This window comes from Nitrospinota bacterium (assembly GCA_016235255.1).
Taxonomy (GTDB): domain Bacteria; phylum Nitrospinota_A; class UBA7883; order UBA7883; family JACRLM01; genus JACRLM01.
Map to the genome: position 1 here is coordinate 47215 of JACRLM010000087.1, position 18767 is coordinate 65981.

The following is an 18767-nucleotide window of genomic DNA, read 5'->3' on the forward strand; positions in this document are numbered from 1 at the left end:
TTTAAAACACAGGCCGGACGCGCGCCGCCCGCTCACGAAAAAACGATAGCAGAATTGGCGGCGGGACGATGTTAGGATTGCGTTAGAAAAACCGCCGCGATCTTAACGCAAACTTAACGTTCGCCGTTTTGTGTCGCGGTTAAACTTGATGGATGAACAAGGAGACGGTTTTATAATGACTGTTACCGCTGAAAAGATTTGCGATTCATGCAAGCAATCGCTGGACAAGGCCGACAGGGCCATCTCAGCAATAAGCCACGACATCAAGTCACCGATGGTGGCGATCGCCGGATTCACCGAAGCTCTCCTCAAGGAGACACCGGGGACCGGCAATGAGGAAAGATGGTCCGACTTCCTGCAAAGGATCAACAAGGCGGCCAAAGCCTCGCTTGCGCTGGTGGAGGACATCCTTTCGCTGGCGAAGATGGAAGCGGGAAAAGAGCCGGTGGAGCCTGAATGGGTGCATGACCTTGATAATGAGCTTAAGGACATCGTTTCAACTTTCCGCATGGAGGCCGAAGCCAAGGGTGTCAGCCTTGACTTGGAAATCAAGCCGCTTCCCGCTGTCCGGTGGGACATGCGCAGGCTGCGGTATCACGCAATCAACAACGTGCTTTCCAACGCGCTCAAGTTCACCCCGGCCGGAGGCGCTGTAACACTGAAAGCGGAAAAGCTGGACGGCGAAATCATTCTGGCCGTGGAGGACAGCGGACCGGGCATTCCGCCAGATGAACACGAACGGATCTTCAACAGGTTCGAGCAGGCCGGGATGCGGTCGCACCGTGTGTTCAAGGGGGCGGGACTGGGGCTGGCGAACGCCAGGCTTTTTGTGGAGCGCCACGGCGGCCGCATAAGCGTTGAGGACGCAAAGCCACATGGAGCCAGGTTTGTTATAACCCTGCCTGTGGCCTCAAACGCCATCTGAAAACAAATAAAAATCCCCGGCCTTCCGGGGAGGGGGGGGATGAAGGCCGGGGCGAAATGACAGAGGCCGTTTTTATTCCACCGATATCTTAATCGGCTGGGCCTTCTGGGTCTTGGGCACGGTCACCTCCAGCAGGCCGTTACTGTACGAGGCGGATATTTTCTCCGTGTCCGCGCCGACGAACCGGAGCGACCTTGCGAACGCGCCATAGCTCCGTTCCAGCCGGTAGATTTTTTCGCTCTTTTCCTCCGTCTCGCGCTTCTTCTCGCCGGATATGGTGAGAATGTTGTTGTCGCACTCTATCTTGATGTCATTCTTGTCCATGCCGGGGACTTCCAGCCGCACCTTGTAATCGGCCTCGGTCTCCGTGACGTCCATTGCGGGGGAATAAGGCTTGTCCCCGGGCCCGAAAAGGGACGCGGGCCATAACTCTCCGAAAAGGGACAATGCTCCGAATGGATCCAGATCGGCCATCGGACGCTCTTTTAAGTCTCTCCTTGCCAGCAACATGGTAAACACCTCCTTTAGCGATGATTAACAGTCTTCCTGATTTTTTAATAAAATCCGTATATCAAAAAGTCAAGCGGATCGCGGTTCCACTTTCACCATGGCGGGCCGTCGTCCCGCCTGCTGGTGGTGATATAAAACCGGTTGTCTTGCGTGTCAAGTTATGGAGGGAATAAAAAAAGGGGGCCGTGAAGGCCCCCGGGAAAATAGTTGAAAAGGATTCAGACGTCCGTTTTTTGCGCCTGTCCTGGTTCCTCTGCCTGCTCCCCTTGTTCGGACTGTTTGTTTTCGCCGGCTTCGCTTTTGAAAAAGTCTTTGACGAATGCGCCCCAATCGCCACCTTCGGCGGCGGCCTTCCTGGCCTTGTCCGAGCCTTTGCCGAGCATGAAATCGAAGAAAGAATTAAGCTTCTGGTCCACCAGGTCTTTTGTCTGGCTTATGTTCGCGCCGATTTCCTTGGGCAGATCGCCGAGTATCTTCATCGCCTCGGTGAACCCCTGGTTTATCGCCCCGCCCACAAGCTCTTTATATCCTTTCACCTGGTCTTCATAGGACATGTTCTGATGCTGCTTGGCGTACATCGGGAAAAACTGGAGGGCGAAATCGGTTATACGCTGCGCGGTGGCCTCCGGGCTGAACGGGTTTGCGTCCAGCGCCGCCGCCTGCGCGTCCACCACCTGTTGCGCTTGGCTCATCCGCATGTCCACCTGGACGCTCACCTCGGTGGTCTGCTTGTAATAAGCGGAGACTTTGGAGCCGCCGCTTTCCGCCTGGACGGAGCCTTCGAACGTCTGCTTGACGTTTGCCCGCACGGAAAGCTCCGTGATGGACTGGGCGAACTGGTCCTTCGCCATCTTGTTCCCGGCGAAGAAGTTGTTCAGCCGCTCGATAAGCTTGCCGATGAAATTGTCCAGCGATACGCTGTCCCCTTTTTGAGGGGTTGTGTTTTTGCCGTCGGCCTGGCCTGCCTTGGCCTCTTTGTTGTCGAAAGGATTGATTCTTTTGTCCGCCTGGGCGGTCACGCCGCCTGTTTCTATACCCGCCATAATGCACCTATGGATGAAGTTGCCCCTTGGATATATTATCGGCCACCAATGTCAGGACTTTAGCATAATAACGCCCCGTCTTGTGGAAAGACGGGACGTTCGAAAGAAGGGGGGGTACGCCTCCTTGCGATCACTATTGCTCGGAAGGGCCGCCTGCAGGCCGGTTCGCGCCGGGACCGGATTGGTCATCGCTCATTCCCCCCGGGCCGCGCCGTCCTTCCGATAGCAGGCCCATCTTCATCCGGTCGTTCATCTTGTGCTTCTGCTCCGGTGTGAGGATACCCATTATTTTTACCTGCAGCTCAAGCCGCGCCTTGTGCATCTGGCCATGGATCGCGGAGATTTCGTCAATGATCTTGTCCAGCGCCTTTGGATTTGGCTTGTCCTTTTGAAGCTCCTCTTCGAAGTCAATTTCCTTCACCTCCAGCCTTCCCTTGATTTCCGCGTGCTTGCGCCGCATCACGTTGCGCATGTCGCGGATCGCCGTGGTCTGCTCGTTTGTAAGGTTCAACTCCTGGATAAAGTCCATGCCGCCGGGCCCCTTCCGGGCGCCCGGGCCGCCCCCCATTCCTCCACCCATCCCCTGGGCAACCGCCACCGCCGGAATCAATATCAACATCGCCATAGCAACGATCAGCTTACGCATTGGTCACACCTCCGTTTATTCCGTAAATATCTTCCAACTGAGTCTCGATGAATTCATCCAGACTCGCACCCGGGTCTTCACCAAAATCAGGGGCCGAAGCCAAGACGCTCGCTTCCCCGTTGAACACCTCGGCCATGATTTCATTGACCGCCGCCGCCGTGGCAGGATCCACCGGCCCTGGCGCCGGAACCGAAGTCAGCCTCAAGGCGATTACAAGCGCGGCCATAGCCGCCGCCGCCGGCCAAGCCAACCTTGCCAACCTCGGGCGGAACAGCGGCCGCAGAAACTCCACTAGCCGCCAGCCGATTCCCGGATTTTGCCGGGGGGTCTTTTCAATCCGCTCCAGCACCTGCGCCCAAAGCCTGTCTGGCGCCTCGTGCCTTGCCGCTTTCTTGAATAGTCCGTCAATGTCCTTCATTTTCCCTCTCCATCTCCCCGGCGATTTGCGCAAGGTCGTTCCTTCCCCGCGCAATGCGCGACCGCACCGTGCCAACCGGCGCCCCGGTGGCCTCGGCTATCTCCTCGTAACTCAGGCCCTCGATCTCCCGCAATATCACCGCGATCCTTCGTTCCGGCGAAAGCCTTGAAAGAATCGTCATCAGCGTTTTCTCCGCGTCATCTTTTTCCGTTTGCGCCGCCGGATTGTCCTTTATAAAAATCTCCGGGCCGGCAATCCGCGCGGCCTCGTCCTTAAGCTCCATGGCCAGGTTCTTTTTACGCGCTCCGTTCAAGACGCGGTTGACCGTGATCCTGTATATCCACGTAGAAAACGAAGACCCGCCCCGGAACGCCGGAAGGTTCTTCCAGGCCGATACGAACACGTCCTGGGCTATGTCCTCCGCCTCGTCCGTATCTCCGGACATCCGCACCGCCACGTTCCACACGAAACCCTTGTGTTTGTCGAAGAGGATCCGGAACGCTTCCGTGTCCCCCTCCCTGGCCTTTTCGATTGTCTGCGTTTCGTCCATATTCCGAGTAATTAGCGGCGCGCCAAAGCCCGCCTCAGCGGTCAATCCATGCGGCATCATGCGCCAATCCGCCTTTTTACCGCCCGATGCGGCCCATGATCCCGAATGATCATATTACCCTTTTGCTTTTCTTTATGCCCTTTAGACAGCTCCGGCTTTATAAAAGTTCCCGTAATTGAGCCGTGTTAATATGGATCCAAGCGGAAATTAATCCCGGAACGATGGCCAAATATGCCCAACAGGTTGTTTAGATTCTTCTTTCCAGAGGAAGTGGACTTTTTCACCCCCATGGCCCGGATAATCGATTGCATGGCCGAGGGGGCGGAAGCATATATAGAAACCGCCGGGAAATCCTCCCTATGCGGCCCTGAAAAAATTGCCCTGCTCGACCATCTGAAAAAGCTTGAAAAGGAGGGGGACAACATACTGCGAACCGTGGCCACAGGCTTGAAACGCACATTCACCCCGCCATATCCGGCCATCGATATCCACAGGATGTTCGAAAGCCTGGACAACGCCATTGATCTGCTGGATGAATCGGCCAAAATCATCATCCACGCCAATTACCGTGATTACTTCCCGCCATTCGTGGCAAAGCAGTTGACGGCGTTCCTCAACGGGGCCCGGGAGGCCGGCAAGCTGCCCGAACTGATGCGCGATCCGAGGAAAAATTCATCCGCCATCACAGCCGTGTTGGAAGCCATGGGCCGGTGGGAGGCGGAAGGGGACAAGATTTATTGGGAAAACAAAAAGGCGCTCTCCGAGGTGATCAACAGCGCCGCGCAGAGCAATAACCTTGCGGGATTCCGGCGGGGGAGGATGGACGAGATGGCCCTCGATCTGCTAGAGCAGCTTGTGGACACGCTCCTCGATATAATCAAGAACGCCGAGGACATGTTGATCGAACATGCATGATCCGGCTTTCGCCCTTCTCACCGCCGTGGTGGTCCTTGCCCTTATATTCGATTTTATCAACGGATTCCATGACACGGCCAGCACCATCGCCACCTCCATCGCCACAAGGGCGCTCAATGCCAAGGGGGCGCTCATCCTTTCGGCGGCATTCAATTTCGCCGGGGCGTTCTGGTCCCACAAGGTGGCGGGCACCATCGCCACAGGGGTCGCCGCCCCTTCGTTCATGGACCTGAAGGTGATAATCAGCGCGCTGGCCGCGGCAATCGTATGGAACCTTGTCACGTGGTACTTTGCGGCGCCTTCAAGCTCCTCCCATGCGCTGATCGCCGCTCTTTTCGGCGCGGCGGCGATGAAGGGATTTGTGTCCGGAGCCGGGCTTGCCCAGCTTAACTGGCCGATGCTTTTGAACATAGCGGCGGCCCTTTTCACCTCGCCGTTGCTCGGTTTCATCGTTGCGTTCACCATGTTCAAGCTGATGACGGCCCTGGCGCGGCTTGCGGGAGCATGGCCCAACAGGGTCAACAGGGGGCTGGCCCGGTGGCAGGTGGTTTCGGCGGCTCTCATCAGCTTCTCCCACGGAGGCAACGACGCGCAGAAGGCGATGGGGATGATATCGCTGGCGCTGTTCGAGTCCGGCTACGCTTCGGACATTGCAGTCCCTCTCTGGGTGACCGCGTCCTGCGCTTGCGCCATAAGCCTAGGGGTGATGGCGGGAGGCTGGAGGATCATAAACACCGTGGCCAATAAGATCACCACGCTCCAGCCAGCCCATGGATTCTGCGCGGAGATATCGTCGGCGGGAGTCGTCCTTGCGGCGTCTTATATCGGGATGCCTGTGTCCACCACGCATGTGGCCGTCTCCGCTGTGGTGGGGGTGGGCGCCTCCAAAGCGTCCGGCAGAATGCACAGGGGGGTGCTGCTTAGCGTGGCATACGCATGGATCACAACCATACCCGCCAGCGCGGCGATCGCCGGGGGGCTGTATTTCGCTTTGGTCAGTATCTGAATCGGAGCAAAAGAAAAAGGACGGTTTTTGAAGCGCGTCCTTTCAATCCGGAAAATATCAAGCGGTCACGGAGCCGTTCCCCCGCCTTGGGATGGAGCCGGCTTCACCCGAAGAAATCGCAAGGTGAATCTTCACACACCGAAGCGTCGGTCTTAGCGCCCTTCTTGCCCGCTCTCTTGCCCGACCCCCTTCTTTCGGCTCCATCCCAATACTCGCCGTCGCTTAAGATCACTCCGGTGCCCCGGGCGACATCAATGATGGAAACCTTGCGTCTGTCACCCGCCGTCGCGGGCGTTTCTTTCGGATAAAGCAACATTGCCGGGCCCTCCGTTGAACTTCTCCACCTATATTATGCGCCCTTTTGGTTTAAAACGCCAAATAGCCGGATATGGACTTATGATAAATGCTATATATATCAGATAGTTACCCGCCAGCCTTGGCCGGATGCGAAAATTGGTACACCCCCAGCGACCCTATCACCAAAAGACCCGCCGCAACGCTTCCCAAATTGGGGATTTCGCCCATGAAAGCCACCCCGTAAACGAAGGCGAAAACCGGGATTAACAGCTTGAACGCCGCCGCGTCCGCCGCGCCGATCCGCCCCATACCGCCGTTGAACATAAGGGCGGGAGCGCCGGCGCATACTGTCCCGAAAAAGAGCGCCAGTCCAGTCTGCTCCATCGAGTGGAACTTCAACCTGCCTGTCAAAAGCACTATCGCAAGCGACGTGATGAAGGCTATCCAGAAGGACCACCGGGTGATGACCGCGCCTCCCGCCTCCATCACCGGCCTTTCTATCACCACCGTCATGATTGCGATCAGCGCCGCCGAGATCGTCAGCAGGATCACCCCCACCGCCTCTCCGGCGAAAACGCCCCGCTCCAGGCTGATCCACACCACCCCGAGAAAACCGGCCGCCAAAGCCGCGGCCTGCGGCGCCGAAAACCTTTTGCGCCCCATAAACCATGTCATCACGGCCACCATCAGCGCGTTTGAAATCACGATTACGGCGGCCAACGAAGGTGATATCACCTTGGCGCCTTCCATTATCATGATGCAAGTGACTGCGGAGCCCGCGCCATTTATAATCACGGGCCACAGGTGTTTCTTACGCAGTTTTCCGCCGCGCCTGCCGAGTAATTCGAGCGTTATTGCCCCGAACAGCATCCCCTGTGTCACCATCATGTCCATCCCGGCGGCTGGGTCCACCGCCCGGGCCAATGGATAGCCCGCGGCGAAAAGGGCGGCGGCGGTGACCAGTGCCGCATGAGCGCTGTTTAATGCAAGTGGCTTGCGTTGCTCGGTTGGCTCCATCTTTTATTTTGCCGAATGGGCTCCAACCGCGTTCGCCATTATATTTCTCAGCCCGAGTGTGGCCTGCGCAATGTCTTTAGCCGCGAAAATGGCGCTCACAACGCCGATTCTCTTCGCCCCCGCCGCGGCGACTTGCGCGATGTTCTCCTGGTTTATCCCTCCCATCACGGTAAACGGTATTGAGAGTGACCGGGCCGCTTCCCTCACAGGGTCAAGCCCCACAGCTTCCATTCCCGGCTTTGTTGGGGTTGGAAACAGCGGGCCGATGTTCACATATGTGGCCCCTTGCTTCTGTACTTCCAACGCTTCGGCCACGGAATGGGACGAACCGCCGATTATGGCGTCCGGCCCCAATAGCTTCCGGGCGGCGGATATGGGCAGATCGTCCTGCCCCAGATGGACCCCGTCGGCCTCAACCGCCGCCGCGATATCAGCCCGGTCATTTATTATCAGCAACATGCCGTGTTTTCGAGTCTCGCGGCGATATAGCATGGCAAGTTCGTAAAATTGCCTGACAGTGAGCTTTTTCTCCCGCAGTTGAACGATCTTCGCCCCGCCACGGGCAAGCGCGGCGATAACCTGTTCGTCGCTTATCTGCGGGCAAAGCTCCCGGCCGGTGACAGGATAGATGTCCACATTCAGAAAAGATGGCAAGCGCAAGGCCTATCCGCCCCCCATCATGCGTAACAGCTCCACCATGTCCCCTTCGGCCAGCCGTTTTCTGCTCAATTCCGCGCGGGGGATCACCTCTTCATTTACCTGGGCGGCAATGTGCCCTTCCACATTCAACCGGGCGATAAGGCTCGCCAGGGTGTCCCCTTCATCGGCGCTGGCCGGTTTGCCGTTTAGAATTATGTTCACGGCGCGCTCTCCACCGGGCGCAGGTTCGTGTCCCAATCTTTCCACACCTGCTCCAGCCCCAATGTGGCCAAGGCGCGCGTCACTTCCGCAGGGGACCGGCCATCCACCACGGGGAACTGCCCCTCGGCGGTATCTTCCGATCCGATGGCCGAATAGCCGCCGGGGCTCGTTTTCGACCCTGCGCTCACCTGGTTTATGCCGACGCCGAACAAGGCGTCACGCAACGCGGGGCTTTCGCGGGTGGAAAGGGTGAGCGCGATGTCCGGATTGGCAAGGCGCATGGCGGTTATCAGCCGTATAAGCTGCGCGTCTGTCACCCTGTTCTCCGGAGAGAATCCAGGCGGGGTGTGATGGATGCGGGGAAAGCTGACCGACACCATGGTCTGCCAGAAATGTTTCTGCAGGTACTTTACATGCGCCGCCAGGCATATGGCGTCGCGCCGGAAATCGCCGAGCCCAAGCAGAAAACCGATGCCGACGGACCGTATTCCCGCCTGCGCCACCCGTTCCGCCGCCCCCATCCTCCATTCAAAATCCTTTTTCGGCCCGGCCAGATGGACTTTTCTGTAAATCTCTTCGTCATAGGTTTCCTGGTACACGGTGACGCCGTCGAGCCCCGCTTCGCCAAGCCGCCTGTATTCGGCCACGGAGAGCGGGGCCACTTCGATCCCCACGAATACGAATCCCATGTTCTTGAGGAGTTTCACGCTCCCTTCAAGAAGCTTCATCGTCGTCTCTTTTTTATCTTCGCCGGAGACCAGCAGAATGCTGCGGTACCCTTCCGCCCGCAACCGTTCCCCCTCTTTTTCCACCTCGCAAAGCGACAGGGTCTTGCGTGTGTAATCGCGGGAACTGTTGAATCCGCAATAAAGGCATTTGTTCACGCAGGAACTGGACAGGTACATGGGAATGTAAAGATTGACCGTTTTGCCGAAACGCTGGGCGGTGAGAGCCCGGGCGGCGCCCTTTATATCATCGCAAAGCCCGTCAGCCGCGTCCGAAAGAAGCGCGAGAAAACCGTGATAACCTGCGGGGACGCGGGACAGCGCCGACCGCACCTCATCGGCCCCGGCATTGGCGATTATTTTTTGCGCACCATCGAGGGAGCCGCGCAATGACGACCATGTTTTATAAAATCCGCGATTGTCCATTACCGAAACTCCGGCGGAATATTACCAGGGAAGCCCAGAGACCGGGCTTGAGGCCTCGGCGGCGGCAAGGGGCTTGCCAAGCCCGGCAAGATACGCCTCGCGCCCGGCCTGCACCCCTTTTTTAAACGCGATGGCCATCCCCTCCGGGTTCTCCGCCACGGCTATGGCTGTGTTCACCAGCACGGCGTCCGCTCCCATTTCCAGCGCTTCGGCTGCGTGGGAAGGGGCGCCAAGCCCGGCGTCCACCACAACGGGGACGGTGGCCTGCTCGATTATTATAGCTATGCTTTCTTTCGTGCGGATCCCCTGATTGCTGCCGATGGGGGAGCCTAGCGGCATGACAGTGGCCGCCCCCATGTCCGCCAGCCTTTTGGCCAGTATGGGATCTGCGTTGATGTAAGGCAACACCGTAAAGCCTTCCTTGATGAGGATTTGCGCCGCCTTGAGGGTCTCCACCGGGTCGGGAAGAAGGTACCGGGGCTCTGGAGTCACCTCCAGTTTCACCCAGTCCGATATCCCGGCCCCCCGCGCAAGGCGCGCCAGCTTTACCGCTTCTTCGGCGGTCCGGGCCCCTGATGTGTTCGGCAGAATAAGGTAACGCGATGGGTCTATATGGGCCATGATATGGTCGTTCGGATTGGAAATGTCCACCCGGCGCAGGGCCACCGTCACTATCTGGGCCCCGGATGCCTCCACGGCCTGTTTCATCTGATCCGGCGAACGGAACTTCCCCGTCCCCAGAAGCAGACGCGAGTCAAACTTCCTGCCAGCGATCACCAGTGAATCGTTTCCAGCAACCATTGCCCCACCATCCAAAATACACCTGTTTTTCAATATAACATAAAGCGCGGACGCCTCCTGTCTTGTGTTGCTTTTAGGGCCGGACAGGGCATACTATATCCACAAAAATCGGCAATCCGGCGGCAATATCAAGGCATGAGCGAAATATCAAGTTTCGGGCAGTACCTGGTGGACAAGGGGCTTATCACCCCCGAACAGCACCAGATCGCCGTCCGCATGCAGAATAAGAACAGGTTGATGGCGGAAATCGCCGTGGAACTCCATTTCCTCCGCCAGGAGGACGTGTATGAGATAAGCGATTACATGGAGAAAAACCCCGGCGTCAAATTCGGCGAGGCGGCGGTCTCCCTCCGGTTCATCAACGTCAACCAGCTAAGGTACCTTCTGGACGTGCGGACCCGTCGCAAGGTGATGCTCGGCGACATCCTGGTGCAGCAGGATTTTATCACCGAGGAAGCGCTGCTGCGGGAGGTGATGGGGTTCAACCTCAAAAGGCGGATGCTCAAAAAGATACTTCTGGTGGAGCCGAGCCCGACTGTCACCAAGATCCTCGATCACATGCTAAAAAAGTTCGGGTACGAAGTGGCCAAGGCGAAAAACGGAGAAGAGGCCATGAGCCTTGCCAGGACCTTCGGGCCGGACATCATGATCACCACCGGGATATTGAGCGACATGGACGGCTATTCCCTGTGCTCCAGGCTTCTTTCCGAGGTGGCCACCGCCGGAATGCACATGATCATGCTCTCGTCCGACGACACCATGACCTCCATAGACAAGGCCTTCGATTCGGGCGTGAACCATTTCGTGAAAAAGCCGGTGAACGAGACGGAGCTTTTCAACGTCATATACCAGATCGAAAGGGAAGAGGCGAACAAGCGGTCGGAAAAGATCCTTGTGGTGGACGACAGCGCCGGAGCGCGCCGCCTGATAGTCAAGGAGCTTGTAAGCGCGGGCTTTAACGTGTTCCAGGCGGAGAACGGCATAGAGGCCATCGAAAAGGCTAGGCGCTTGAAGCCGGACATAATCACGATGGACATCGAGATGCCGCAGATGGACGGGCTGGCCGCCTGCAAGGCGTTAAAGGAGAGCCCGGAGACCGAGGACATCCCGGTGATACTGGTGTCGTCCCTGTCGTCGCCAATGATGATAGAAAAGGGATTCGACGCGGGCGCGGTGGAGTTTTTCACCAAGCCGTTCCCTTCGGGAAGCCTGTCCAGCTATGTGCGGATGCTGTTTGAGACCAGGAAGATACCCCTTGGCGAGCACGTGCTTGTGGTGGACGACAGCGCGGTCATCCGCCACATTCTCAAGTACATATTCAGGAAGAACGGCTACAAGGTGACCGCCGCGGAGAACGGCGCGCAGGCCATGGACCAGGTGAGAAAGACCCAGGTTGACCTTGTGGTGACCGACGCCCAGATGCCGGTGAAGGATGGATTGGAGCTGACCCGGGAGATAAAAGACGACCCGTCGCTAAAGCACATTCCGGTGATCATCGTCACAGCGTCGTCGTCCAGGGAGAGCATCGTAAGCGGCCTTGCGTCCGGCGCCAACGACTACATAATAAAGCCGTTCGACGAGGCGGAGCTGATCGCCCGCGCGGGGGTGCATATCCTCAACAAAAGGCTGTATGACGAGGTGGTGCGGGAGAAAGAAAACCTGCGCAGGACCAACGATCTGAAAAACAAATTCCTTGGAATGGCGGCCCACGACCTTCGGAGCCCCTTGGGGTCCATTTACGGCTTCGCCCAGTTCCTTCGGAACGATTTTGACAGCGTGGACCGCGACCAGGTGATGAACATCCTGGACATAGTCAGCGAGGCGTCCGACCAGATGCTCCACCTGATAGACGACCTTTTGGACATCTCAGCCATTGAAAGCGGCAGGATAGATCTGGACATCAGGACGCACGATCTTGGCAAGGTTGTGGCCGGCAAGGTTACGCTTTTCAAGAAAATAGCCGAACGCAAGGGGGTCGCCATGCGCTACGACGCGCCCCACGGCTCCGCCGCCGCCAGGTTCGATGAAGGAAAGATCAACCAGGTGGTGGACAACCTTCTGAGCAACGCCATCAAATTCACGAACAAGGGGGGCGAGGTGGCCGTCACGGTGATAGACGGCGTGGACGGCGTCAAGTTCTCCGTGAAGGACAATGGCGTGGGAATACCCAAAGAAGAGCAGAACGCGCTTTTCAAAAGTTTCGCCAAATTGTCCGTCAAGCCGACGGGGGGGGAGAAAAGCACCGGGCTTGGGCTTGCCATCGTATCGAAAATAATAAAGGCCCACGACGGGATAATAGGCGTGGAAAGCGAGCCGGGCAAGGGGAGCGAGTTCTTCTTTATATTGCAGAAGTGAAGCAGGACAATGCGCCATGGCCAAGCCCCGGCGTCAGGCTAATTATAAACGTCCTTTCTGTGGCCTATTTTTAATACATGGATCGTCGCCTGCTGATCCAGCATTTCGCATATAATCCTGTAATCGCCGACCCTGTAGCGCCACATTCCAGCTTTGTCGCCGATGAGCGCTTTGCCGAATTTTTTGGGCTCTGGCGCCACCCTGTCTTCAAGGTAATCAAGGATGGCCGATTGCCATTTAGTGTCCAGCTTCTTTAGCTGTTTTCCCGCGGTCGCTGAAAATCTAACGCTCCAGCCCAAGTTCTTTCCTTATTTCTTCAAGACTTTTCGTAGGCTCATTCCTCTCCAGAACGGCGATTCCGGCAAGGTAATCCTCGCGGTCGTCAAGAAACTCCCGGACGGCCCTTTTGACGTAATAGCTTCGTGAGCGCCCGGTTTTATCAGCCAGTTTCGCAAGCCGCTCTTCAGTTTCCGGATCAAGCCTTACAGACAACATAAATCAATCTCCAATGAGTCATACGATGTCATACACAATATGGCATTGTGTGAACTTTCCAGTCAACCTCTTTAACAATGCCGTGCGCTGTATTGCGTCCGCTCCTCCCGCTCCTCTGCTATAATCTCGGTTTTTACCGCAAAATATTTTCCGGAGTGACCGAACGTGGAAGAGTTGGCAAGCCAGTACGAGCCTAAAAATGTGGAGGAGCGGTGGTACCGCGAATGGATAAACTCCGGCGTTTTCAAAGGGGATGACACCTCCTCAAAGCCCGCGTTCTCCATAGTAATACCCCCGCCAAACGTCACCGGCGCCCTGCACATCGGCCACGCCCTGAACAATACGCTCCAGGATATCCTTTGCCGCTACAAGCGGATGGACGGCTATAACGTTCTTTGGATGCCGGGAACGGACCACGCCGGGATAGCCACCCAGAACGTGGTGGAGAAAAAACTGGCCGCCGAAGGGATAAACCGGCAGGCCCTGGGGCGCGAAAAATTCATAGAAAAGGTGTGGGAGTGGAAGGAGCGGTCCGGCGGCACGATCATAGGCCAGCTTAAAAGGCTTGGCGCGTCGTGCGACTGGGACCGCGAACGGTTCACCATGGACGAGGGGCTTTCCAGGGCGGTGCGCGAGGTGTTCGTGTCACTGTACGAGGAGGGGCTCATTTATCGCGGGGAGTACATGATCAACTGGTGCCCCCGTTGCCACACCGCCCTGTCCGACCTGGAGGTGGAATATCACGAGCGGGACGGGCATCTGTGGAGTGTTCTGTACCCGATCGAGGAAGGGGGCGAAGGGCTTGTCATCGCCACAACCCGGCCGGAGACGATGCTGGGGGACACAGCCGTGGCAGTCCACCCGGAGGATGAGAGATATAAGAAGTTCATCGGCAAACATCTGGTCTTGCCTTTGACCAGCCGGAAAATCCCTGTTATCGCCGACGAATATGTGGACAGGGCCTTCGGGACCGGCGCCCTGAAAGTGACCCCCGCCCATGATCCCAACGATTTTACGATAGGAAACAGGCACGGCCTGCAAAGGCTAAAGGTGATCGCCGACGATGGGACGATGAGCGCCGGCGCCGGAGAGCCATTTGCCGGGCACGACAGGTTCAAGGCGCGCAAGATGGTGGTGGAGGCGCTGGCTGAAAAGGGGCTTCTGGTGAAAGAAGAGCATCACCGCCACGCGGTGGGGCATTGCTACCGGTGCCAGACGGTGATAGAGCCCAACCTTTCCAAACAGTGGTTCGTGAAGATAGCGCCGCTGGCGGAGCCGGCGATCAAGGCCGTGGAGGATGGCCGTATTCAGTTCGTGCCCAAACACTGGGAAAACCTTTATTTCGACTGGATGAGAAACATCCGGGACTGGTGCATAAGCCGCCAGATATGGTGGGGCCACCGCATCCCGGCATGGACCTGCGCCGATTGCGGCGAGGTGATGGTGCTGCGGGAGGATCCGGAGAAGTGCGCCCTTTGCGGCAGCGTGAACCTGAACCGGGAGACCGACGTGCTGGACACATGGTTCTCTTCGGCCCTATGGCCATTTTCCACCATGGGTTGGCCCGGAAAAACAAAAACGCTGGAGACTTTTTACCCGACCTCCACGCTGGTGACCTCTTTCGACATCATTTTCTTCTGGGTGGCCAGGATGATAATGATGGGGCTCAAGTTCGCCGGCGATGTCCCTTTCCGGCATGTATATATACACGCCCTCGTGCGGGACGCGGAGGGGCAGAAGATGAGCAAGTCGAAGGGGAACACCATTGACCCTCTGGACGTGATGGGCAAATACGGCTCCGACGCCATGCGCATGACGTTGACGGCGCTGGCCGCGCAGGGACGCGACATAAAGCTTTCCGAGGAGCGCATCGAGGGATACCGCAACTTCGCCAACAAACTGTGGAACGCCTCCCGTTTCGCCCTGATGAACCTTGCCGGGTTCGATTTTTCGAAAACGGGCGTGGACCGCGGCGATCTGGCCCTGGCGGACAGGTGGATACTCTCCCGGCTGCAGAACACGGTCAAAGAGGTGCGTCACGCGCTGGACGAATACAGGTTCAACGAGGCTGCGTCCGCCATTTACCAGTTCACGTGGCGGGAGTTTTGCGACTGGTACCTGGAATTGATAAAGCCGAGGTTGTATGGCCACGAAGAGGGGGGCGACGCCGCGCGCAACACCATGGTTTTCACGCTGGACAACATACTGCGCCTGCTCAATCCCATAATGCCTTTCATCACCGAGGAATTGTGGCAGAAGATAAAGCCTTCCGGTGATTTGCTGGCCCGTGCGGCATTTCCGGCGGTGGATGATAAGTGGATAGCGCCCGCCATCGAGAAGGACATGGCGGTGGTGATGGAGACAACGGTGGTGATAAGGAACATCCGGCACGAACTCGGCATAAAACCATCCACGCGCCTTTCGGCGGTGGCGCTGGTGAAAGACCACGAGGAGGTCCTGGAGACGGTGGCCCGGCAGGCCCCGTTTATCGCGAAACTTTCCAACACGGACATAACGCCGTCGGCCGACCCCGCTTCGCGCCCGAAAAGTTCCGCAGTGGGCGTGGCGGGGGATGTGGAGGTGTTTGTGAACCTCGAAGGGCTCCCCGAGGCGGCGGAATGGAAGGCCAAGGCATTAAAGGAGCTGGCCAGGCTGGAAAAAGAGATAGGGATTTTCGAGAAAAAACTCTCCAACGAAAAGTATGTGGCCAACGCCCCCGCCGAAGTTGTGGAGAAAGACAGGGAGAAACTGGAAGGCTACATCGCCCGGGCGGCGAAGCTGAGAGGATACCTGTGATTGAGTTTACCCGCCTCGGGGTGTTGGTCAAAAAGACCAGCGTTTTGTCCTTTTGCTCGTTGTAGAACTCACAAAAACATTGACAGCCGCATCCTTCCGGTGTAAATACTGTCCTGTCAGTCATAACAGCGTTGCAAAGGAGACCGAAATGGGCGGTAAGAAAGCGCGGTTGTTGCACTCACTCACTCACTCACTCACTCACTTTCTAACTTTCTAAACACGTTTCTGGCTTTAGCGCTCGGCGTGGCGCTGGCGTTGCCCATCTCCGCCTGCGAGGCGAAAGCCAAACCGTTCAAGGGCGAAACCTACCGCACGCTGGACGGCGGCACAGTCGTAAGAATCTACTCCGCCGATGAGCTGGAAATAAAAAAGGAGCGCGCCCCCAACATCGTGGCGAAGTACACCCTCGAAGAGGGGGGTAAAAAGCTCCGCGTATCGTTCACCGCCCTGGGCACGACCACAGCCGTCTATTACGAAATAACAAATGACGGAATAGTTGATGAGCATGGGGCCACACTGTACTCCACCGCCGCCCTCGATTCACGTTTGAAGGGGTTGCGGGCGGAAGCGTCGAAACTGCTCGTCCCTGTTAAAGGCGGTTGTTTCGACATGGGTGACACGTTCGGGAATGGCGGTTCGGATGAGAAACCGGTTCACCGCGTCTGCCTGGACGATTTCAAGATGGACAAGTACGAGGTTACGCAGTCAGCGTACCAGTCGGCGATGGGGAATAACCCTTCACACCATAAAGACTGTCCGGACTGCCCGGTGGAGCAGGTGACGTGGGACGAGGCGAAGGGGTATTGCGAAAACGTAGGTAAACGATTGCCGACGGAGGCGGAGTGAGAGTATTCAGCGCGGGAGGGCGGGAAGAATGTGAAATACGGGACAGGGAAGAACGAGCTAAGCATGAACGACGCGAATTACGATTACAAGGGGACGAAACCTGTGGGGAGCTACGCGCCCAACGCGCTGGGTTTGCATGACATGGCTGGCAACGTGTGGGAATGGGTGGCGGACTGGTACGGCGCTTATTCTTCGGGAGAGCAAAAGAACCCGAAGGGGCCTTCGGATGGGACGCATCTTGTGTTGCGCGGCGGTTCGTGGGGCGCTTACCCGGACGACTTGCGCGCGTCCGTTCGCCGCGTCGTTCCGGCGTACCGTAGCGGCGCTAGCGGCTTTCGTTGCGTCCAGTAAGAGTTACTCTTTTCCCTTTTAAACCCAGATTTTTCATTTGAATTGTAGGGGCGACCCGGTGGGTCGCCCCTACATCGGATCGCTTACCGAAACCACTGATTTTGTTTCCATTAAAACAATGTTCGAGCGTAAAATCGAATTCCAGTTTCTAAATGCGGAATCAGTCCTGATCTCATACAAAACCTGGCGCTAAAAAAGTGATCGCCTCATCACCAACTTCTACCCCTGTTCGGCAATCTAATCAATTGCTTGCTCTAATGGCTTCCATTAGAAACCAGTCCTAATGGAAAATCTCGGTTAAACTCTTACGCTTTTTTCCGCTCCGGATTTTTCATCCTGATCCCCCGGGAGCGCGGGCATCTTGCCCGCATCTTCTGAACGCCGCTTCGATGGCGGCGTTCAGAAGGAAAAGCCGCGCTTAAATAAAACAACGGTAACGATGGCGTCACCTTTCTTTTTCGGCCTATCGCGGCGTTGAACCGCGATAAGCCGATTGCGGGTGTTATCGCAGTGGCCGCGCCACCCCGCGCTCCCCTGGGAGAAAAAAGATTCCGGGGTGACTGCCATTGCGGGCTGCAACATCCAGGACAGCAACAAGCAAATTCAGGCGGAAACAGCCTGGCGGTGAGTTCGCCTGGTTCTTTTTGGCCTGCCGGAGGTCTTTACACCCAGCGTAAGGGAGTATCCCATCGCGTCAAGAATTTTATGAATGCTCTTCCAATTGGGATTTCCTTTTTCCGACAGAATTTTATAAAGATTTTCCCGGTTCAAATTGGCTTTCCCCGCGAATTCCGTCATTTTTATCCCATGGGCTTCAATGACGTTCCTTAACGCCACAAGAAACATTTTGGGATCGCTGTCTTCCAGAGCCGCTTTTAAATATTCAAAAGCCTCCTTCTCGTCTTTTAGAGAGCCGATCAACCATTCATGATATGAAACGCCGGGCGAAAGAGGCTTTTTCATTGTTTTTTTCTCTCCTTGTAATCAGCCCAGTAACTTTTGGCCGCCGCTATATCTTTCCGCTGGGAGCTTTTCGGCCCGCCACACAGGATGACGACGATTGTGGCTTCGTCCTCGCCAAAATAGATTCTGTAACCCGGCCCGAAATGAATTCGTAATTCCTTAACGCCTTCTCCGGCCGGTTCACAATCGCCATAGACGCCATTCTCAAGCCGGTCAAACCTGTTTTTTATAATGCCCCTGGCTTTATAATCCTTTAACGAGCCAATCCATTCGATGAACGGCCTTTTGTCATTTCCTGTTCTGTATATGACCAGCCGTTTATGAATTTCTTCCATGGTTTTAATGTAGCTATTAAACTACATTTTGTCAATAGAGGATTCATGTTGCGCGGCGGTTCGTGGAACAATAACCCGGACAACTTGCGCGCGTCCAATCGCAACAACAACGATCCGGCGAACCGCAACAACAATAACGGCTTTCGTTGCGTTCAATACCCTTCGCCTTCATAGGCCGGAGTCCGGCGGTTTACGGATCGCCGGAGAGCGCCATTGGAGGGTACATGGGGTTCCGCTCCTGTGATGGGCCTCGCGGCCTGTCCGAACACAAAAGAGGCTCCGTCCGGCTGGCAGGATGACCGCCGAAGGCCGGGCGGCGCCAGTCCGGATAATCATATAAAAATAATCTGTTAGCAACAAATAGAAATGTCCGGTTTAGTAGCACATGAATTGTCCGCTTTGTCCATCCGGTGATTTCCGATTAATCCCGGCGGGGCCGCAAGCGGCGGACAGTTACGCCGCGGCCTTCCTTTTCTTTTTGATTTC

23 protein-coding genes are annotated in these 18767 nt (G+C 56.7%); 8 read left to right on the forward strand and 15 right to left on the reverse strand.

The genetic code is table 11. The annotated features are described in order from the left end of the window. Nucleotides 1-175: 175 nt before the first annotated feature. A complete protein-coding gene (locus HZB29_12105; GenBank protein ID MBI5816341.1) occupies nucleotides 176-925 on the forward strand; it encodes a HAMP domain-containing histidine kinase in 750 nt (249 codons plus the stop codon). Between the two features lie 72 nt (nucleotides 926-997). Here HZB29_12105 and HZB29_12110 read toward each other — a convergent pair whose 3' ends face one another. The 5 genes from HZB29_12110 to HZB29_12130 form a co-directional block, all read right to left on the reverse strand. Beyond that, the gene (locus HZB29_12110) at nucleotides 998-1435 is read right to left on the reverse strand and encodes an Hsp20/alpha crystallin family protein (protein ID MBI5816342.1); all 438 of its coding nucleotides are present in this window, start codon (nucleotides 1433-1435) and stop codon (nucleotides 998-1000) included. Between the two features lie 218 nt (nucleotides 1436-1653). Further along, nucleotides 1654-2478 (reverse strand): DUF5610 domain-containing protein, encoded by an 825-nt coding sequence (locus HZB29_12115; GenBank protein ID MBI5816343.1) that lies wholly within the window; start codon nucleotides 2476-2478, stop codon nucleotides 1654-1656. Nucleotides 2479-2611: 133 nt separating this feature from the next. Further along, complete coding sequence (locus HZB29_12120; GenBank protein ID MBI5816344.1) at nucleotides 2612-3124, reverse strand: Spy/CpxP family protein refolding chaperone; 513 nt, start codon at nucleotides 3122-3124, stop codon at nucleotides 2612-2614. After that, a complete protein-coding gene (locus HZB29_12125) occupies nucleotides 3117-3542 on the reverse strand; it encodes a hypothetical protein (protein ID MBI5816345.1) in 426 nt (141 codons plus the stop codon). Before HZB29_12125 ends, HZB29_12120 begins: the two co-directional genes overlap by 8 nt. Then, a complete protein-coding gene (locus HZB29_12130) occupies nucleotides 3529-4092 on the reverse strand; it encodes a sigma-70 family RNA polymerase sigma factor (protein ID MBI5816346.1) in 564 nt (187 codons plus the stop codon). The genes HZB29_12125 and HZB29_12130 overlap by 14 nt, the downstream gene beginning before the upstream one ends. A gap of 231 nt (nucleotides 4093-4323) precedes the next feature. Here HZB29_12130 and HZB29_12135 point away from each other — a divergent pair, with 231 nt between their 5' ends. Together HZB29_12135 and HZB29_12140 are read left to right on the forward strand one after the other, a co-directional pair. Then, the gene (locus HZB29_12135; protein ID MBI5816347.1) at nucleotides 4324-5007 is read left to right on the forward strand and encodes a DUF47 family protein; all 684 of its coding nucleotides are present in this window, start codon (nucleotides 4324-4326) and stop codon (nucleotides 5005-5007) included. Then, nucleotides 5000-6013, forward strand: a complete 1014-nt coding sequence (locus HZB29_12140; GenBank protein ID MBI5816348.1) for an inorganic phosphate transporter — start codon at nucleotides 5000-5002, stop codon at nucleotides 6011-6013. The genes HZB29_12135 and HZB29_12140 overlap by 8 nt, the downstream gene beginning before the upstream one ends. Before the next feature lie 103 nt (nucleotides 6014-6116). On the opposite strand, the gene HZB29_12145 is transcribed toward HZB29_12140, so the two are convergent. The 6 genes from HZB29_12145 to HZB29_12170 form a co-directional block, all read right to left on the reverse strand. Continuing rightward, entirely contained in the window at nucleotides 6117-6329 is a 213-nt protein-coding gene (locus HZB29_12145; GenBank protein ID MBI5816349.1) for a hypothetical protein, read from the reverse strand. Between the two features lie 107 nt (nucleotides 6330-6436). Next, on the reverse strand, nucleotides 6437-7327 hold the full coding sequence (locus HZB29_12150) for a DMT family transporter (GenBank protein ID MBI5816350.1): 891 nt from the start codon (nucleotides 7325-7327) through the stop codon (nucleotides 6437-6439). A 3-nt stretch (nucleotides 7328-7330) separates the two neighbouring features. Next, nucleotides 7331-7987, reverse strand: a complete 657-nt coding sequence (thiE, locus tag HZB29_12155; GenBank protein MBI5816351.1) for a thiamine phosphate synthase — start codon at nucleotides 7985-7987, stop codon at nucleotides 7331-7333. 3 nt (nucleotides 7988-7990) lie between these two features. Beyond that, on the reverse strand, nucleotides 7991-8188 hold the full coding sequence (thiS, locus tag HZB29_12160) for a sulfur carrier protein ThiS (protein MBI5816352.1): 198 nt from the start codon (nucleotides 8186-8188) through the stop codon (nucleotides 7991-7993). After that, a complete protein-coding gene (gene thiH, locus HZB29_12165) occupies nucleotides 8185-9339 on the reverse strand; it encodes a 2-iminoacetate synthase ThiH (protein ID MBI5816353.1) in 1155 nt (384 codons plus the stop codon). Before thiH ends, thiS begins: the two co-directional genes overlap by 4 nt. Before the next feature lie 21 nt (nucleotides 9340-9360). Next, on the reverse strand, nucleotides 9361-10140 hold the full coding sequence (locus HZB29_12170; GenBank protein MBI5816354.1) for a thiazole synthase: 780 nt from the start codon (nucleotides 10138-10140) through the stop codon (nucleotides 9361-9363). A 135-nt stretch (nucleotides 10141-10275) separates the two neighbouring features. Here HZB29_12170 and HZB29_12175 point away from each other — a divergent pair, with 135 nt between their 5' ends. Then, entirely contained in the window at nucleotides 10276-12495 is a 2220-nt protein-coding gene (locus HZB29_12175) for a response regulator (protein ID MBI5816355.1), read from the forward strand. Nucleotides 12496-12533: 38 nt separating this feature from the next. Here the strand turns inward: HZB29_12175 and HZB29_12180 are convergent, their stop codons facing one another. After that, nucleotides 12534-12794: a type II toxin-antitoxin system RelE/ParE family toxin gene (locus HZB29_12180; protein ID MBI5816356.1), complete on the reverse strand. Its 261-nt coding sequence runs from the start codon at nucleotides 12792-12794 to the stop codon at nucleotides 12534-12536. Further along, the gene (locus tag HZB29_12185) at nucleotides 12778-12990 is read right to left on the reverse strand and encodes a ribbon-helix-helix protein, CopG family (GenBank protein MBI5816357.1); all 213 of its coding nucleotides are present in this window, start codon (nucleotides 12988-12990) and stop codon (nucleotides 12778-12780) included. Before HZB29_12185 ends, HZB29_12180 begins: the two co-directional genes overlap by 17 nt. A 165-nt stretch (nucleotides 12991-13155) precedes the next feature. Here HZB29_12185 and HZB29_12190 point away from each other — a divergent pair, with 165 nt between their 5' ends. The 3 genes from HZB29_12190 to HZB29_12200 all read left to right on the forward strand — a co-directional run bounded on the left by HZB29_12190 (nucleotide 13156) and on the right by HZB29_12200 (nucleotide 16983). Further along, nucleotides 13156-15786: a valine--tRNA ligase gene (locus HZB29_12190; protein MBI5816358.1), complete on the forward strand. Its 2631-nt coding sequence runs from the start codon at nucleotides 13156-13158 to the stop codon at nucleotides 15784-15786. A 243-nt stretch (nucleotides 15787-16029) separates the two neighbouring features. Next, on the forward strand, nucleotides 16030-16632 hold the full coding sequence (locus HZB29_12195) for a formylglycine-generating enzyme family protein (protein MBI5816359.1): 603 nt from the start codon (nucleotides 16030-16032) through the stop codon (nucleotides 16630-16632). Nucleotides 16633-16662: 30 nt separating this feature from the next. Beyond that, a complete protein-coding gene (locus HZB29_12200; GenBank protein MBI5816360.1) occupies nucleotides 16663-16983 on the forward strand; it encodes an SUMF1/EgtB/PvdO family nonheme iron enzyme in 321 nt (106 codons plus the stop codon). Between the two features lie 603 nt (nucleotides 16984-17586). Here HZB29_12200 and HZB29_12205 read toward each other — a convergent pair. Both HZB29_12205 and HZB29_12210 read right to left on the reverse strand, forming a co-directional pair. Then, nucleotides 17587-17946 (reverse strand): putative addiction module antidote protein, encoded by a 360-nt coding sequence (locus HZB29_12205; protein ID MBI5816361.1) that lies wholly within the window; start codon nucleotides 17944-17946, stop codon nucleotides 17587-17589. Then, nucleotides 17943-18281 carry a type II toxin-antitoxin system RelE/ParE family toxin gene (locus tag HZB29_12210; GenBank protein ID MBI5816362.1) on the reverse strand — a complete coding sequence of 113 codons (339 nt, stop codon included), beginning with the start codon at nucleotides 18279-18281 and terminating at the stop codon, nucleotides 17943-17945. Before HZB29_12210 ends, HZB29_12205 begins: the two co-directional genes overlap by 4 nt. On the opposite strand from HZB29_12210, the gene HZB29_12215 reads away from it, so the two are divergent. Continuing rightward, nucleotides 18267-18455: an SUMF1/EgtB/PvdO family nonheme iron enzyme gene (locus HZB29_12215; protein ID MBI5816363.1), complete on the forward strand. Its 189-nt coding sequence runs from the start codon at nucleotides 18267-18269 to the stop codon at nucleotides 18453-18455. The two genes, HZB29_12210 and HZB29_12215, sit on opposite strands and share 15 nt — an antisense overlap. Nucleotides 18456-18767: the final 312 nt, after the last annotated feature.

Coding starts and splice junctions, on each gene's coding strand:
- HZB29_12175 (MBI5816355.1), top strand. CDS start 10,276: ATGAGCGAAATATCAAGTTTCGGGCAGTACCTGGTGGACAAGGGGCTT.
- HZB29_12210 (MBI5816362.1), bottom strand. CDS start 18,281: ATGGAAGAAATTCATAAACGGCTGGTCATATACAGAACAGGAAATGAC.
- HZB29_12130 (MBI5816346.1), bottom strand. CDS start 4,092: ATGGACGAAACGCAGACAATCGAAAAGGCCAGGGAGGGGGACACGGAA.
- HZB29_12135 (MBI5816347.1), top strand. CDS start 4,324: ATGCCCAACAGGTTGTTTAGATTCTTCTTTCCAGAGGAAGTGGACTTT.
- HZB29_12115 (MBI5816343.1), bottom strand. CDS start 2,478: ATGGCGGGTATAGAAACAGGCGGCGTGACCGCCCAGGCGGACAAAAGA.
- HZB29_12125 (MBI5816345.1), bottom strand. CDS start 3,542: ATGAAGGACATTGACGGACTATTCAAGAAAGCGGCAAGGCACGAGGCG.
- HZB29_12170 (MBI5816354.1), bottom strand. CDS start 10,140: ATGGTTGCTGGAAACGATTCACTGGTGATCGCTGGCAGGAAGTTTGAC.
- HZB29_12185 (MBI5816357.1), bottom strand. CDS start 12,990: ATGTTGTCTGTAAGGCTTGATCCGGAAACTGAAGAGCGGCTTGCGAAA.
- HZB29_12110 (MBI5816342.1), bottom strand. CDS start 1,435: ATGTTGCTGGCAAGGAGAGACTTAAAAGAGCGTCCGATGGCCGATCTG.
- HZB29_12140 (MBI5816348.1), top strand. CDS start 5,000: ATGCATGATCCGGCTTTCGCCCTTCTCACCGCCGTGGTGGTCCTTGCC.
- thiH (MBI5816353.1), bottom strand. CDS start 9,339: ATGGACAATCGCGGATTTTATAAAACATGGTCGTCATTGCGCGGCTCC.
- HZB29_12145 (MBI5816349.1), bottom strand. CDS start 6,329: ATGTTGCTTTATCCGAAAGAAACGCCCGCGACGGCGGGTGACAGACGC.
- HZB29_12105 (MBI5816341.1), top strand. CDS start 176: ATGACTGTTACCGCTGAAAAGATTTGCGATTCATGCAAGCAATCGCTG.
- HZB29_12150 (MBI5816350.1), bottom strand. CDS start 7,327: ATGGAGCCAACCGAGCAACGCAAGCCACTTGCATTAAACAGCGCTCAT.
- HZB29_12120 (MBI5816344.1), bottom strand. CDS start 3,124: ATGCGTAAGCTGATCGTTGCTATGGCGATGTTGATATTGATTCCGGCG.
- HZB29_12215 (MBI5816363.1), top strand. CDS start 18,267: ATGAATTTCTTCCATGGTTTTAATGTAGCTATTAAACTACATTTTGTC.
- HZB29_12205 (MBI5816361.1), bottom strand. CDS start 17,946: ATGAAAAAGCCTCTTTCGCCCGGCGTTTCATATCATGAATGGTTGATC.